Raw genomic sequence first — 13,871 nt, 5'->3', positions numbered from 1 at the left:
CATCGATGATGAGGAGTCAGCAGGCAATGAACGCGGCGCAGGTACAGGCGTTGATCCGCATGGGGCTGCCCATGGCCGAGGACATCGATTTTCGTGTCGAGCGTCTCGACGAACGACATGCGCTGGCGCGCATACCTTTTCACGGCAAGCTGGTGCGTCCCGGTGGAACGCTGTCCGGCCCGACCATCATGGCGCTGGCCGACGCGGCGATGTACGCGGTCATTCTCGGGCGTCTCGGGGCGGTCGAGATGGCCGTGACCTCGAACCTGAACATCAACTTCCTCAGCAAGCCCAGGCCCGAGGACCTGTTGGCCGAGGCGAGCATCCTCAAGCTGGGGCGGCGCCAGGTCGTCTGCGAGGTCGGGGTGTTTTCGCAGAGTAATGAGGAAGACCTGGTGGCCCATGTCACCGGTACCTACGCCCTTCCTTTATAGGCGCGTTGCCGCCAAGAAGAAAAAACCCGGCGATGCCGGGTTTTTTCGTTGCCTGTCGGTCGATCACAGGATCGACAGCGGATAGTCGACGATCAGGCGGAACTCGTTCTGGTCGCCTTCGCCCTGGTCGGCGTTGGCACGGTGCCAGGCCTGGCGGATGCGGAACGACAGGTCCTTGGCCGGACCGGACTGGACCACGTACTTGGCTTCGAGGTTGGTTTCGTGGTGCTTGCCATCCTCGCCGTACAGGCCTGCATAGGAGGAGCTGGAATCGACCTTGGTACCGTCGATGTCCTTACCATTGATGTAACGCAGCATGAAGGTCAGGCCAGGAACGCCGTAGGAGGCCAGGTTCAGGTCGTAGCGGGCCTGCCAGGATTTCTCGCCAGGACCGTTGAAGTCGGAGTACTGGACGGAGTTGGCGAGGAAGATCGAGTCGCCGCCGGCGCCGGAACCGTTGCCGCCGAAGCCGATGTAGTCGAACGGCTCGTCGCCATGCACCTGCTGGTAGGCCAGGGTGAAGGTGTGGGCGTCCAGGGTATACGCGCCCGCCAGGGACCAGGTGGTGTTGCTGATGTCGCCAGCCTTGGACTTGCCTTCGTCGGTGGTGCGGTAGATGTTGAAGTCGAAGCCCAGCGATTGATCGGAGGCCAGCGGGATGGTGTAGTTGGTGTTCAGGTAGTACTGGCGATAGATGTCTTTCAGCTCTGCGCCATAGAGGGAGGCGCTGAGGTTGTCGGTGATCGCGTAGCGGCCGCCAGCGAAGTCGGCGCTCTTGGCTGTCTGGCCGGCGTAGGTGGCGTAGAGTTCACCGCGCGATTTGACGGTGGTCGGCTCCTTGCCCTCGGTGAAGTGGCCTGCCTCGAGGTCGAGCCCTTCGAATTCGCTGCTCTGCAGCTGGAAGCCGGTCGCGGTCTGCGGGAACAGGCGGCTGCCGCCAGCGGCGAAGACCGGGGCGGTCGGTTGCATCTCGCCCCACTTCAGCATGGTCTTGGAGATGCGCACCTTCACGGCGCCGCCGGCGCGGCTGTAGTCATCGCGCGGCTTGCCGTCGTTCATCACCGGCAGGTTGCCGGTGCCGGTCTTGTCGGAGGTGCCGTCGAGCTTCAGGCCCAGGTAGCCGAAGGCATCGACGCCGAAGCCCACGGTGCCTTGAGTGAAGCCGGATTCGTAGGTGGTGAGGAAGCCCTGGGTCCAATCGACGCGATCACCCCGACCTTCCTTGCCGTCACGGTTGAAATAGTAGTTGCGGAGCAGCAGGTTCAGGCTGCTGTCTTCGATGAACCCCTTCGCTTCGGCCTGATCGCTGACGAATGCGTCGGCCACGGCGAACTGAGTGCTACCTGCGGAAACCGCCAGTGCAATGGCGCTCCACTTCATCACTTTCATTGTGATTGCTCCTTTGGTTTTGAAATTATCTCTGCCATCACAGTGCCGCAGTGACGGCTAGTTCTTCTTGTCGGCGCTAACTTATAGCACGCAGTGTTTCTTGGCGATAGTTGAGGTTCCGAAGCGACGGATTCTTTACCGTGCTGTCGCAAAATTGCATGACGCATGTCGCATCTGCGTAGGTGCGCAGTTGAAAAAATGACGTATGTCGCGGGGTTGGTCACTCTTGTTGAGGTCGCTTCTCAAGTCGCTTTTCCCGATTGGCGGGGCCTTGTAATAAAAATGTCATGTTCCGTACGGCCCCTCTTACTGTGATGAAAGAGGTATAAGCAAACTCCGTGCACAAATTGGAAAATGGCTTCGCCTATGTATTCCAGTTGGTCTCTTCGAGAGCGAGGCTATTCTGTTTGAAAGCAAACGAATTATGCTTTGAAACCTGATTGTAATCCGTCTGCTTCAAGGGTTGGTTGCCATCGAGTTGTCTGTGGCGAATGCGTTTGTATCCACGGCATGTCTTATGTTCGGCGTCGCGCTGTATTCATTTGGCCGGCATCTTATGGGGCGTTCGGCTGGAGAGGCGCGCCAAGCTGGGGCGGGCGGATGTGTGGGCTTGCTTTGGCCGGGCGGCGAAGTATCCTGCGCGGCAGTTACGGCGGGGCCCTTCCCGGAGGGAGGGGCTAAGCTGTCCATGAACGACGGTCGAACAGGAGAGGTCAGTATGTTCGCTTTGGATCCCCGGCTGGAGCAGGACACCCTATTGCTCGGCGACTTTTCCCTCAGCCGCCTGCTGCTGATGAACGATGCCCGCTATCCGTGGTTCATCCTGGTGCCGAGGCGGGAGGATGTCACCGAGCTGTTCCAGCTCGATGTCGATGACCGGCAGGCGCTGTGGCGCGAGGCCACGCTGCTGGCAGAGGTGCTCAAGGACACCTTCCGTGCGGACAAGATGAATGTCGCTAACCTGGGCAATGTGGTCAGCCAGCTTCACATGCACGTGATCGTCCGGCGACGTGGTGACGACGCCTGGCCCGGCCCTGTCTGGGGGCGCCATCCGGCTCGGCCTTATTCTTCCGAGCAGGTCGAGGCGATCCGCGGCAAGTTGCGGATGGTGCTGACCGACGGCTTCCGTTTTGCCGGGGAGGCCTAGATGGAGCTGGACGCGCGCATGGATGACCTGGAATGCCGCCAGGCTTTCCAGGATGACACTTTGCAGGCCCTCAACGATGTGGTGGTCGAGCAGCAGCGCAGCATCGAGCGACTGCAGCTTCAGGTCGCGGCATTGATCAAGCGTCTGGAAGACGTCCAGGGGCTGGTGGGCGAGGCGGGGGAAGACGAAGCGCCTCCTCCCCATTATTGAATGCACAAAAAACCCGCCGTTCGGCGGGTTTTCTGTTTTTCGCGGCGGTCAGCGGCGGGAGGCGATCACGTCTTCCGCCTGCAGGCCCTTGTCCCGTTGTACCACCGAGAACTCCACGCGCTGGCCTTCGATGAGGATGCGGTGGCCTTCGCCGCGAATCGCTCGGAAGTGGACGAAGATGTCCTCGCCCGAATCGCGGGAAATGAAGCCGAAACCTTTTGAGGTGTTGAACCACTTCACGGTACCGGTCTCCCGGTTGCCGCTGTCCTGGCTGCCGCCGAGGGCTGCCGGGGCGCTGGCGCTGCGCGAGACCGGCTTGCCGGGTTTCAGGCTGCCCGCCAGTTGCAGGGCCGTGGCCAGCACCAGGCTTAGCAGGGGCAGGACGATCGCCGGCTGGTCGGCGATGGTCGGCAGCGGCGCCAGCAGGATCAGTGCCTGCAGGACGACGCCCAGGACCAGCAGGGCGGCTGCGCCGGCCTGCAGCGGGCGGGTTGGATGTGACGATTGCAGTACGGGAGCGAAGAGCAGGTTGATCAGGCCCAGAATGGCCAGGTAGATGGCATCGGGATGTTGCAGGAAGGGTGTGGCTTCGGTTCTTAGGCTGGGAATGAAGGACAGCAATAGGGCGGCGACGCCCGTGACCAGAAGGACGATTTTCAACATGTCAATGAGTTCACCTTGATGGGGTAACGATCAAGTAGCCGGACAGCGCTTCGGTGCATGAAACGAAAGGTGCGGAAGGAAGGCCGGCCTATGCGCGTGACGCACGGCGGCTATTTAACAGGAAAGCAGGAGGCTACTCAAATCAAGCGGTTGGCGCCGGAGGGGGAGGGCGGGACCCTGAGGCGGGCCCCGCTTTCTATCGAGCGATCGACGATCAGCTGGCAAGAAGGCTGCGCAACATCCAGGCGGTCTTTTCATGCACCTGCATACGTTGGGTGAGCAGGTCGGCGGTGGGTTCGTCGCTGACCTTGTCCAGCAGCGGGAAGATGCTGCGGGCGGTGCGCACCACGGCTTCCTGGCCCTGGACCAGTTGCCGGATCATCTCCTCGGCTTCCGGAACGCCTTCCTCCTCCTTGATGGACGAGAGGCGGGCGTAGGCGGCGTAGGTGCCGGGCGCCGGGAAGCCCAGGGCCCGGATGCGCTCGGCGATGTCGTCCACGGCAACGGCCAGTTCGGTGTACTGGCCTTCGAACATCAGGTGCAGCGTGTTGAACATCGGGCCGGTGACGTTCCAGTGGAAGTTGTGGGTTTTCAGGTAGAGGGTGTAGGTGTCGGCCAGTAGCCGCGACAGGCCCTCGGCAATGGCTGCGCGATCCTGTTCGCCGATTCCGATATTGATTTCCATGGCGTTCTCCTTTCAGTCGGCCTTGTGAATGGGGCACTCCGAAACAGTTGGAGTGAGGCTAACACAGGGTTTTTCCCAGCGCTCTTGGTCTATGTCAAAGGCGGCGATAGGGAGAATCTATTCCGACTGCCCGGTCAAGCGAATGGTTCGCAGGGGGAGGCGAAATGCTTCCGTTCAACGGCCTGGCTTCCCGCGTGACAGGCCGGCGGGGCTGGCTGCAAGCCATGGATTTTTCAGGCTATAATCCCCGCCTTCAATGCGAAGTGGGCCCGGATGCGGGTGCTTCGCCGTTGCCGTTCACCGGGCAGCGCGGGAGATGTCCTTCCGGGGGCGTACCGATGGTTCCGGTGCTCGGTCAGGGCCGGCGAGAGCCCGGCAATGGTCGCCAGGCAGCCGGCGGCTCCACAGAATCCAAGACTTACGAGAAGCGAACCACACCATGATGCGCAGCCACTATTGCGGCCAACTGAACGAGAGCCTGGACGGCCAGGAAGTCACCCTTTGCGGTTGGGTTCACCGCCGCCGCGACCATGGTGGAGTGATCTTCCTCGATGTGCGCGATCGCGAGGGGCTGGCCCAGGTGGTGTTCGATCCGGACCGTGCGGAAACCTTCGCCAAGGCCGACCGGGTGCGCAGCGAGTTCGTGGTGAAGATCACCGGCAAGGTGCGCCTGCGCCCTGAAGGCGCGCGCAACCCGAACATGGCGTCTGGCTCCATCGAGGTACTGGGCTACGAACTGGAAGTGCTGAACCAGGCCGAGACTCCGCCGTTCCCGTTGGATGAATATTCCGATGTGGGCGAGGAAACGCGCCTGCGCTACCGCTTCATCGACCTGCGTCGTCCGGAGATGGCCGCCAAGCTGAAGCTGCGTGCGCGCATCACCAGCAGCATTCGCCGCTACCTGGACGACAACGGCTTCCTCGACGTCGAGACCCCGATCCTCGGCCGGCCGACGCCGGAAGGCGCGCGCGATTACCTGGTGCCGAGCCGTACCTACCCGGGCCACTTCTTCGCCCTGCCGCAGTCGCCACAGCTGTTCAAGCAACTGCTGATGGTCGCCGGCTTCGATCGCTACTACCAGATCGCCAAGTGCTTCCGTGACGAGGACCTGCGTGCCGACCGCCAGCCGGAATTCACCCAGATCGACATCGAGACCAGCTTCCTCGACGAGAGCGACATCATCGGCATCACCGAGAAGATGGTGCGCCAGCTGTTCAAGGAAGTGCTGGATGTCGAGTTCGACGAGTTCCCGCACATGCCGTTCGAAGAGGCCATGCGCCGCTACGGTTCGGACAAGCCCGACCTGCGCATCCCGCTGGAGTTGGTGGACGTCGCCGACCAGTTGAAGGAAGTGGAGTTCAAGGTCTTCTCCGGTCCGGCCAACGATCCGAAGGGGCGTGTCGCCGCCCTGCGTGTACCGGGCGCCGCCTCCATGCCGCGCAGCCAGATCGACGACTACACCAAGTTCGTCGGCATCTATGGTGCCAAGGGCCTGGCCTACATCAAGGTCAACGAGCGCGCCAAGGGCGTGGAAGGCCTGCAGTCGCCGATCGTGAAGTTCATCCCCGAGGCCAACCTGAACGTGATCCTCGATCGCGTTGGCGCGGTCGACGGCGACATCGTGTTCTTTGGCGCCGACAAGGCCAAGATCGTTTGCGATGCCCTGGGCGCGCTGCGTATCAAGGTCGGCCATGACCTCAAGCTGCTCACCCGGGAGTGGGCGCCCATGTGGGTCGTGGACTTCCCGATGTTCGAGGAGAACGACGACGGCTCGCTGTCCGCGCTGCACCACCCGTTCACCTCGCCCAAGTGCACCCCGGCCGAGCTTGAGGCCAATCCGGGCGCGGCACTTTCCCGCGCCTACGACATGGTGCTCAACGGTACCGAGCTGGGTGGCGGTTCCATCCGTATCCATGACAAGTCCATGCAGCAGGCGGTGTTCCGTGTGCTGGGCATCGACGAGGCGGAACAGGAAGAGAAATTCGGCTTCCTGCTCGACGCGCTCAAGTACGGTGCGCCGCCGCATGGCGGCCTGGCCTTCGGCCTGGATCGCCTGGTCATGCTGATGACCGGTGCATCGTCTATCCGCGAAGTGATCGCCTTCCCGAAGACCCAGAGCGCTGGCGACGTCATGACCCAGGCACCGGGTTCCGTGGACGGCAAGGCCCTGCGCGAGCTGCACATTCGCCTGCGCGAGCAGGCGAAGGCCGAGTGATTCGAATCAACCCGCGGAGGCGCCGCTTGCGGCGCCTCCTGCCGAGAGAGCAATACGGAGTGAGTTATGGCTGGTCATTCTAAATGGGCCAACATCAAGCACCGCAAAGAGCGGCAAGATGCCAAGAAAGGCAAGATCTTCACCAAGCTGATCCGTGAGCTGACCGTCGCTGCAAGGCAGGGCGGCGGCGTCCCGGCGGACAACCCGCGTCTGCGCCTGGCCGTGGACAAGGCGCTGACCGCCAACATGACCCGCGATACCATCGATCGTGCCATTGCGCGCGGCGTCGGCTCCAACGATGCCGACAACATGGTCGAGCTTTCCTATGAAGGTTATGCGCCGAGCGGCGTAGCGATCATCGTCGAGGCGATGACCGACAACCGCAACCGTACCGCTGCCGAAGTGCGTCATGCCTTCAGCAAGTGTGGCGGCAACCTGGGCACCGATGGTTCGGTCGCCTACATGTTTGAGCGCAAGGGACAGATCAGCTTCGCTCCCGGCGTGGACGAGGAAGCGCTGATGGACGCGGCCCTGGAGGCTGGCGCCGATGACGTGGTAGTCAACGATGATGGCTCCATCGACGTGTTCACCACCTTCGCCGACTTCATTTCGGTGAACGAGGCGCTGGCCGCCGCCGGATTCAAGGGCGACGAAGCCGAAGTCACCATGATCCCTTCGACCACCGCGACCCTGGACCTGGAAACCGCGCAGAAGGTGCTCAAGCTGATCGACATGCTCGAGGACCTGGACGACGTGCAGAACGTCTATTCCAATGCCGATATCCCGGACGACGTGATGGCGCAGCTCGGCTGAGCCGATCGGAGCGATAACGCGAAGCCGGAAGTGGGGTACGCTTGATGCGTTCGAACCCCGCTTCCGGCTTTTAGTATCCAGCTTATGACTTTGATTCTAGGGATTGACCCGGGCTCGCGCATCACCGGCTTCGGCGTGGTGCGGGAAACGGCGCGCGGTTGCGAATACGTGGCGTCCGGATGTATACGGACCGGTAATGGCCCCTTGCACGAGCGTCTACACGTGGTGTTTCGCAGCGTCCGCGAGGTGATCCGCACCCATGGCCCGACGGCCCTGAGCATCGAGCAGGTGTTCATGGCGCGCAACGCCGATTCGGCCCTGAAGCTGGGGCAGGCGCGGGGGGCGGCCATCGTCGCGGCAATGGAGGAGGGGTTGAGCGTGGCGGAGTACACCGCCTCGCAGGTCAAGCAGGCAGTCGTGGGGACCGGCGGTGCAGACAAGCAGCAGGTGCAGATGATGGTCATGCATCTGTTGAAGCTGACCCAGAAACCGCAGATAGATGCTTCCGACGCCCTGGCCATCGCCCTGTGTCATGCCCATACCCAACAGAGTCTGGTCCCCCATGGCCTGGTGGGCGCACGCCGACGTGGCGGGCGCCTGCGTCTTTGAATAAGGAAAGCTCTTCGTGATCGGACGCTTGCGTGGCACCCTGGCGGAGAAACAGCCGCCACACCTGATCCTCGATGTGAATGGCGTCGGCTATGAAGTGGAAGTGCCGATGACGACCCTCTATCGGTTGCCTTCGGTGGGCGAGCCGGTGACCTTGCATACCCATCTGGTTGTGCGTGAGGATGCGCACTTGCTCTATGGCTTCGCCGAAAAGCGCGAGCGAGAGCTGTTCCGTGAGCTGATCCGGCTCAACGGCGTGGGTCCGAAACTGGCCCTGGCGCTGATGTCGGGCCTGGAAGTGGACGAACTGGTGCGTTGCGTCCAGGCACAGGACACCTCCACCCTGGTGAAGATCCCCGGTGTTGGCAAGAAGACCGCCGAGCGCCTGCTGGTGGAGTTGAAGGACCGCTTCAAGGCTTGGGAAAACATGCCCACGATTGCACCGTTGGTGATGGAACCCCGTGCCAGCGCTACAGTCTCAAGCGCCGAGGCCGATGCAGTCAGCGCGCTGATCGCCCTCGGCTTCAAGCCACAGGAAGCCAGTCGTGCCGTCGCAGCCGTACCGGGAGAGGATTTGTCCAGCGAAGAAATGATCCGCCAGGCCCTGAAGGGCATGGTCTAGGTGGCGCCCGATGATCGAGCCTGATCGCCTCATATCCGCCGTTTCCGGTCGCGAACGCGATGAGCAGCTGGACCGCGCCATTCGCCCGCTGAAGCTGGCCGACTACATCGGCCAGCCCAGCGTGCGCGAGCAGATGGAGCTGTTCATCCATGCCGCGCGCGGCCGCCAGGAGGCGCTCGACCATACGCTGATCTTCGGTCCGCCGGGGCTGGGCAAGACGACCCTGGCGAATATCATCGCCCAGGAAATGGGCGTTTCCATCAAGAGTACTTCCGGGCCGGTGCTCGAGCGTCCCGGCGATCTCGCCGCGTTGCTGACCAACCTGGAGGCCGGCGACGTCCTGTTCGTCGACGAGATCCACCGTCTTTCGCCCATCGTCGAAGAAGTGCTGTATCCGGCCATGGAAGATTTCCAGCTGGACATCATGATCGGCGAAGGGCCCGCGGCCCGCTCCATCAAGCTGGACCTGCCGCCGTTCACCCTGGTCGGCGCGACCACCCGTGCCGGCATGCTGACCAATCCACTGCGCGATCGCTTCGGTATCGTCCAGCGCCTGGAGTTCTACAACGTCGAGGACCTGGCGACCATCGTCAGTCGGTCGGCCGGCATTCTCGGCCTGGAGATCGAGCCGCAGGGCGCGGCGGAAATCGCCAAGCGCGCCCGCGGTACGCCGCGAATTGCCAATCGCCTGCTGCGCCGGGTACGCGACTTCGCCGAGGTCCGCGGGCAGGGCGACATTACCCGGGTGATCGCCGACAAGGCATTGAACCTGCTCGATGTCGACGAGCGTGGCTTCGACCACCTCGACCGTCGTCTGTTGCTGACCATGATCGACAAGTTCGATGGCGGGCCTGTAGGAATCGACAACTTGGCTGCGGCGTTGAGCGAGGAGCGGCACACGATCGAAGATGTACTGGAGCCCTATCTGATCCAGCAGGGCTACATCATGCGGACACCGCGGGGGCGCGTGGTAACACGCCATGCGTACCTGCACTTTGGCCTGAATATTCCGAAAAGGTTGGGGCCGGGGGTGACGACGGATCTGTTCACGTCTGAAGATGGTAATTAATTGCATTTGTGGGCGATTGCCGATTGGCAAAGCCGGGACTTGGTTCTAGAGTATGCGCGCGCAACACGGGGCAAAGCCGTTCCAGCAGCGTTTCCGGGTCTATTACGAGGACACGGATGCCGGCGGCATCGTCTATTACGTCAACTATCTCAAGTTCATGGAACGGGCTCGGACCGAGCGGCTGCGAGCTTTGGGGTTCGCCCAATCGCAACTGGTCGGCGACAATCTGCTGTTCGTCGTGCACTCCGCCGAGGCGCGTTACCACGCCCCGGCCAAGCTCGATGATGAACTGCTTGTCAGCGCCGAGGTCGAGGAGTTGAACCGGGCGAGCCTGAAGTTTCGTCAACAGGTTCGTCGAGCGTTGGACTCCGTCCTGCTCTGCGAGGGGCGGTTCCTGGTGGCGTGCGTGCGAGCGGACACCCTGAAGCCACGTGCTATCCCCGAAACGTTGCGTGCGGCTTTTGCCGGAAGCCCGGATTCTTTTTCAGCAGGAGATTAAAGTGGAACCGAACGTCGTCGACCATACCTCCATGTGGAGCCTGATCAGCAACGCCAGTATCGTGGTGCAGCTGGTCATGCTGACCCTCGTGGCCGCCTCGGTCACATCCTGGATCATGATTTTCCAGCGCGGCAACGCCATGCGCGCCGCCAAGAAGGCACTGGATGCTTTCGAAGAACGCTTCTGGTCGGGCATCGACCTGTCCAAGCTGTACCGCCAGGCCGGTAGCAATCCGGACCCGGACTCCGGCGTCGAGCAGATCTTCCGTGCCGGCTTCAAGGAGTTTTCCCGTCTGCGCCAGCAGCCCGGCGTCGATCCCGATGCGGTGATGGAGGGCGTGGCGCGCGCCATGCGTGTGGCCATCTCCCGTGAGGAGGAGAAACTCGAAGCCAGCCTGCCATTCCTGGCAACCGTCGGTTCCACCAGCCCGTACGTCGGCCTGTTCGGTACCGTCTGGGGTATCATGAACTCCTTCCGTGGCCTGGCCACCGTGCAGCAGGCAACCCTGGCCACCGTCGCCCCGGGTATCGCCGAAGCGCTGATCGCTACCGCCATCGGCCTGTTCGCCGCGATCCCGGCGGTCATCGCCTACAACCGCTTCTCCGCACGTTCTGAGATGCTGATCGGTCGTTACTACACCTTCGCCGACGAGTTCCAGGCCATCCTGCACCGCAAGGTGCACACCAGCGACGACTAAGACGACTGAGAGGTAAGCCGATATGGCAAGGGTTCGTCACAAGCGCAAGCCGGTCGCGGAAATGAACGTGGTGCCTTACATCGACGTGATGCTGGTACTACTGGTGATTTTCATGGTGACCGCACCGATGCTCAACCAGGGGGTCAAGGTCGACCTGCCGAAGGTGTCCAGCGAGGCGTTGCCTCAGGACAACAACAAGCAGGTCCTGACCCTTTCGGTGAAGGCCGACGGTTCCTATTACTGGAACGTCGGCAGCGAAGTGGATACTGAAAAACAGACCGATAGTGCCGTGTCGTTGGAACAGATGACCGATGCAGTCACCAAGATCATGAGTGCCCGTCCGGACACCCAGGTATTCATCCGCGGCGACAAGGCGGTGAACTATGGTGCGGTGGTTGGCGCCATGGGTGCCTTGCAGCAGGCCGGTGTGCCCAACGTCGGGTTGATTACCGAGGCCCCCTGATCTTGAAGCAACAGTTCGAGCGCTCGCCTTCCGAGAGTTATTTCTGGCCCGTCGTCCTGGCGGTGGTCCTGCACGTTCTGATCTTCGCCATGCTGTTCGTCAGCTGGGCGTTTGCTCCGGAGCTTCCTCCCTCCAAGCCGATCGTGCAGGCCACGCTCTACCAGCTCAAGTCGAAGAGCCAGGCGACGACCCAGACCAACCAGAAGATCGCTGGCGAGGCGAAGAAGACCGCCTCCAAGCAATACGAAGTCGAGCAGCTCGAACAGAAGAAGCTCGAGCAGCAGAAACTCGAGCAACAAAAGCTGGAACAGCAGCAGGTCGCTGCTGCGAAAGCGGCGGAACAAAAGAAGGCTGACGAGGCTCGAAAGGCCGAGGCCCAGAAAGCCGCCGAGGCGAAAAAGGCCGATGAAGCCAAGAAAGCTGCCGAGGCCAAGGCCGCCGAACAGAAGAAGCAGGCTGACATAGCCAAGAAGCGCGCCGAGGACGAGGCCAAGAAAAAGGCCGCTGAGGACGCCAAGAAAAAGGCAGCCGAGGACGCGAAGAAGAAAGCGGCCGAGGAGGCCAAGAAGAAGGCTGCTGCGGAAGCGGCGAAGAAGAAAGCTGCCGTCGAGGCCGCCAAGAAAAAGGCCGCCGCCGCTGCCGCGGCAGCCCGCAAGGCTGCCGAGGACAAGAAGGCGCAGGCATTGGCCGAGTTGCTTTCGGATACGACCGAGCGCCAGCAGGCCCTGGCCGACGAGGTGGGCAGCGAGGTCACCGGCAGTCTCGACGACCTGATCGTCAACCTGGTGAGCCAGCAGTGGCGGCGTCCTCCATCGGCGCGTAATGGAATGAGCGTAGAAGTACTGATCGAAATGCTGCCGGACGGTACCATCACCAATGCCAGCGTCAGCCGTTCGAGTGGCGACAAGCCTTTCGACAGTTCGGCGGTGGCGGCGGTGCGCAACGTCGGCCGTATTCCCGAGATGCAGCAATTGCCGCGGGCTACCTTCGACAGCCTGTATCGTCAGCGCCGCATCATCTTTAAACCGGAGGATTTGAGTCTGTGAGTACCCTGATTCGCATTGCGCTGTTCGCCCTGGCCCTGGTGGCAGGTGCTGCGCAGGCTGCCGACCCGCTGGTGATCTCCAGCGGTAACGACCGTGCCATTCCCATCGCCGTGGTGCCGTTCGGCTTCCAGGGGGGCAACGTGTTGCCGGAAGACATGTCCAATATCATCGGCAACGACCTGCGCAACTCCGGCTACTTCGAGCCGCTGCCCCGGCAGAACATGATCAGCCAGCCGGCGCAGGCCAGCGAAGTGATCTTCCGTGACTGGAAGGCAGTTGGCGTCAACTACGTGATGGTCGGCAACATCGTGCCTGCCGGCGGACGCCTGCAGGTGCAGTACGCATTGTTCGATGTCGGCACCGAGCAGCAGGTCCTGACCGGCAGCGTGACCGGCAGCACCGATCAGCTCCGCGACATGTCGCACTACATCGCCGACCAGTCGTTCGAGAAGCTCACCGGTATCAAGGGCGCGTTCTCCACCAAGATGCTCTATGTCACCGCCGAGCGTTTCTCGGTCGACAACACCCGCTACACCTTGCAGCGCTCCGACTACGACGGCGCCCGCCCGGTGACCCTGCTGCAGTCGCGCGAGCCCATCGTGTCGCCGCGCTTCTCGCCCGATGGCCGCCGTATCGCCTATGTCTCCTTCGAACAGAAGCGCCCGCGTATCTTCATCCAGTACGTCGATACTGGCCGTCGTGAGCAGATCACCAATTTCGAGGGCCTGAATGGCGCTCCGGCATTCTCCCCTGACGGCAACCGCCTGGCCTTCGTCCTGTCGCGCGACGGCAACCCGGAAATCTACGTCATGGACCTTGGCAGCCGCGCCCTGCGCCGCCTGACCAACAACCTGGCGATCGATACCGAACCCTTCTGGGGCAAGGACGGCTCTACCCTGTACTTCACCTCGGACCGTGGCGGCAAGCCGCAGATCTACAAGATGAACGTGAACAGCGGTGCCGTGGACCGGGTAACCTTCATCGGCAACTACAACGCCAACCCGAAACTCTCGGCCGACGAGAAGACCCTGGTAATGGTCCACCGCCAGCAGGGCTACACCAACTTCCAGATTGCCGCCCAGGACCTCCAGCGCGGCAATCTGCGGGTGCTGTCGAACACCACTCTGGACGATTCGCCCACTGTTGCGCCCAATGGCACCATGCTAATCTACGCCACCCGCCAGCAGGACCGGGGCGTGCTGATGCTCGTATCCATCAACGGACGCGTACGGATACCTCTCCCTACCGCTCAGGGCGATGTGCGCGAGCCTTCCTGGTCCCCTTACCTGAACTGACGGTCGCCAACGGTT

The 13,871-nt window shown here is 62.2% G+C and carries 16 protein-coding genes; 13 read left to right on the top strand and 3 right to left on the bottom strand.

Going from position 1 to position 13,871, the window contains the following annotated elements; genetic code table 11:
• Positions 1-26: 26 nt before the first annotated feature.
• Positions 27-434: a PaaI family thioesterase gene (locus LE197_RS17930; protein ID WP_003086091.1), complete on the top strand. Its 408-nt coding sequence runs from the start codon at positions 27-29 to the stop codon at positions 432-434.
• Between the two features lie 63 nt (positions 435-497).
• On the opposite strand, the gene LE197_RS17925 is transcribed toward LE197_RS17930, so the two are convergent.
• Positions 498-1,823: an OprD family porin gene (locus LE197_RS17925; RefSeq protein ID WP_003107743.1), complete on the bottom strand. Its 1,326-nt coding sequence runs from the start codon at positions 1,821-1,823 to the stop codon at positions 498-500.
• Between the two features lie 718 nt (positions 1,824-2,541).
• On the opposite strand from LE197_RS17925, the gene LE197_RS17920 reads away from it, so the two are divergent.
• Together LE197_RS17920 and LE197_RS17915 are read left to right on the top strand one after the other, a co-directional pair.
• Positions 2,542-2,970 carry an HIT family protein gene (locus tag LE197_RS17920; RefSeq protein WP_023109095.1) on the top strand — a complete coding sequence of 143 codons (429 nt, stop codon included), beginning with the start codon at positions 2,542-2,544 and terminating at the stop codon, positions 2,968-2,970.
• Positions 2,971-3,180 carry a SlyX family protein gene (locus tag LE197_RS17915; protein WP_003086099.1) on the top strand — a complete coding sequence of 70 codons (210 nt, stop codon included), beginning with the start codon at positions 2,971-2,973 and terminating at the stop codon, positions 3,178-3,180.
• A 48-nt stretch (positions 3,181-3,228) separates the two neighbouring features.
• Here LE197_RS17915 and LE197_RS17910 read toward each other — a convergent pair whose 3' ends face one another.
• Both LE197_RS17910 and LE197_RS17905 read right to left on the bottom strand, forming a co-directional pair.
• Positions 3,229-3,843 carry a cold-shock protein gene (locus LE197_RS17910; RefSeq protein ID WP_003106665.1) on the bottom strand — a complete coding sequence of 205 codons (615 nt, stop codon included), beginning with the start codon at positions 3,841-3,843 and terminating at the stop codon, positions 3,229-3,231.
• Between the two features lie 214 nt (positions 3,844-4,057).
• On the bottom strand, positions 4,058-4,528 hold the full coding sequence (locus LE197_RS17905; protein WP_003086103.1) for a Dps family protein: 471 nt from the start codon (positions 4,526-4,528) through the stop codon (positions 4,058-4,060).
• 439 nt (positions 4,529-4,967) lie between these two features.
• Here LE197_RS17905 and aspS point away from each other — a divergent pair, with 439 nt between their 5' ends.
• The 10 genes from aspS (at position 4,968) to tolB (ending at position 13,856) form a co-directional block, all read left to right on the top strand.
• Positions 4,968-6,743: an aspartate--tRNA ligase gene (gene aspS, locus LE197_RS17900; protein ID WP_023088906.1), complete on the top strand. Its 1,776-nt coding sequence runs from the start codon at positions 4,968-4,970 to the stop codon at positions 6,741-6,743.
• A gap of 66 nt (positions 6,744-6,809) precedes the next feature.
• The gene (locus LE197_RS17895; protein WP_003086107.1) at positions 6,810-7,556 is read left to right on the top strand and encodes a YebC/PmpR family DNA-binding transcriptional regulator; all 747 of its coding nucleotides are present in this window, start codon (positions 6,810-6,812) and stop codon (positions 7,554-7,556) included.
• A gap of 84 nt (positions 7,557-7,640) precedes the next feature.
• Complete coding sequence (gene ruvC, locus LE197_RS17890; RefSeq protein WP_003112575.1) at positions 7,641-8,165, top strand: crossover junction endodeoxyribonuclease RuvC; 525 nt, start codon at positions 7,641-7,643, stop codon at positions 8,163-8,165.
• Between the two features lie 16 nt (positions 8,166-8,181).
• Entirely contained in the window at positions 8,182-8,787 is a 606-nt protein-coding gene (ruvA, locus tag LE197_RS17885) for a Holliday junction branch migration protein RuvA (protein ID WP_003086122.1), read from the top strand.
• A gap of 10 nt (positions 8,788-8,797) precedes the next feature.
• A complete protein-coding gene (ruvB, locus tag LE197_RS17880; RefSeq protein WP_003086123.1) occupies positions 8,798-9,856 on the top strand; it encodes a Holliday junction branch migration DNA helicase RuvB in 1,059 nt (352 codons plus the stop codon).
• Between the two features lie 52 nt (positions 9,857-9,908).
• Positions 9,909-10,355, top strand: a complete 447-nt coding sequence (ybgC, locus tag LE197_RS17875; protein ID WP_012614423.1) for a tol-pal system-associated acyl-CoA thioesterase — start codon at positions 9,909-9,911, stop codon at positions 10,353-10,355.
• Position 10,356: 1 nt separating this feature from the next.
• On the top strand, positions 10,357-11,052 hold the full coding sequence (gene tolQ / locus LE197_RS17870) for a protein TolQ (protein ID WP_003086125.1): 696 nt from the start codon (positions 10,357-10,359) through the stop codon (positions 11,050-11,052).
• Positions 11,053-11,074: 22 nt separating this feature from the next.
• On the top strand, positions 11,075-11,515 hold the full coding sequence (gene tolR / locus LE197_RS17865; protein WP_003086126.1) for a protein TolR: 441 nt from the start codon (positions 11,075-11,077) through the stop codon (positions 11,513-11,515).
• A 2-nt stretch (positions 11,516-11,517) separates the two neighbouring features.
• Positions 11,518-12,561, top strand: a complete 1,044-nt coding sequence (gene tolA, locus LE197_RS17860; RefSeq protein ID WP_003117096.1) for a cell envelope integrity protein TolA — start codon at positions 11,518-11,520, stop codon at positions 12,559-12,561.
• Positions 12,558-13,856 (top strand): Tol-Pal system beta propeller repeat protein TolB, encoded by a 1,299-nt coding sequence (gene tolB, locus LE197_RS17855; protein ID WP_003086128.1) that lies wholly within the window; start codon positions 12,558-12,560, stop codon positions 13,854-13,856. Before tolA ends, tolB begins: the two co-directional genes overlap by 4 nt.
• Positions 13,857-13,871: the final 15 nt, after the last annotated feature.

This window comes from Pseudomonas sp. PS1(2021), from assembly GCF_020405165.1.
GTDB classification, from domain to species: Bacteria; Pseudomonadota; Gammaproteobacteria; order Pseudomonadales; family Pseudomonadaceae; genus Pseudomonas; species Pseudomonas aeruginosa.
The sequence above is the reverse complement of the archived record's forward strand: the minus strand, read 5'-3'. Positions and strand labels throughout refer to the sequence as shown.

Excerpts from the sequence above, each read along its gene's own strand:
- LE197_RS17930 (WP_003086091.1), top strand. The coding sequence starts at position 27 with ATGAACGCGGCGCAGGTACAGGCGTTGATCCGCATGGGGCTGCCCATG.
- LE197_RS17925 (WP_003107743.1), bottom strand. The coding sequence starts at position 1,823 with ATGAAAGTGATGAAGTGGAGCGCCATTGCACTGGCGGTTTCCGCAGGT.
- LE197_RS17920 (WP_023109095.1), top strand. The coding sequence starts at position 2,542 with ATGTTCGCTTTGGATCCCCGGCTGGAGCAGGACACCCTATTGCTCGGC.
- LE197_RS17915 (WP_003086099.1), top strand. The coding sequence starts at position 2,971 with ATGGAGCTGGACGCGCGCATGGATGACCTGGAATGCCGCCAGGCTTTC.
- LE197_RS17910 (WP_003106665.1), bottom strand. The coding sequence starts at position 3,843 with ATGTTGAAAATCGTCCTTCTGGTCACGGGCGTCGCCGCCCTATTGCTG.
- LE197_RS17905 (WP_003086103.1), bottom strand. The coding sequence starts at position 4,528 with ATGGAAATCAATATCGGAATCGGCGAACAGGATCGCGCAGCCATTGCC.
- aspS (WP_023088906.1), top strand. The coding sequence starts at position 4,968 with ATGATGCGCAGCCACTATTGCGGCCAACTGAACGAGAGCCTGGACGGC.
- LE197_RS17895 (WP_003086107.1), top strand. The coding sequence starts at position 6,810 with ATGGCTGGTCATTCTAAATGGGCCAACATCAAGCACCGCAAAGAGCGG.
- ruvC (WP_003112575.1), top strand. The coding sequence starts at position 7,641 with ATGACTTTGATTCTAGGGATTGACCCGGGCTCGCGCATCACCGGCTTC.
- ruvB (WP_003086123.1), top strand. The coding sequence starts at position 8,798 with ATGATCGAGCCTGATCGCCTCATATCCGCCGTTTCCGGTCGCGAACGC.
- ybgC (WP_012614423.1), top strand. The coding sequence starts at position 9,909 with ATGCGCGCGCAACACGGGGCAAAGCCGTTCCAGCAGCGTTTCCGGGTC.
- tolR (WP_003086126.1), top strand. The coding sequence starts at position 11,075 with ATGGCAAGGGTTCGTCACAAGCGCAAGCCGGTCGCGGAAATGAACGTG.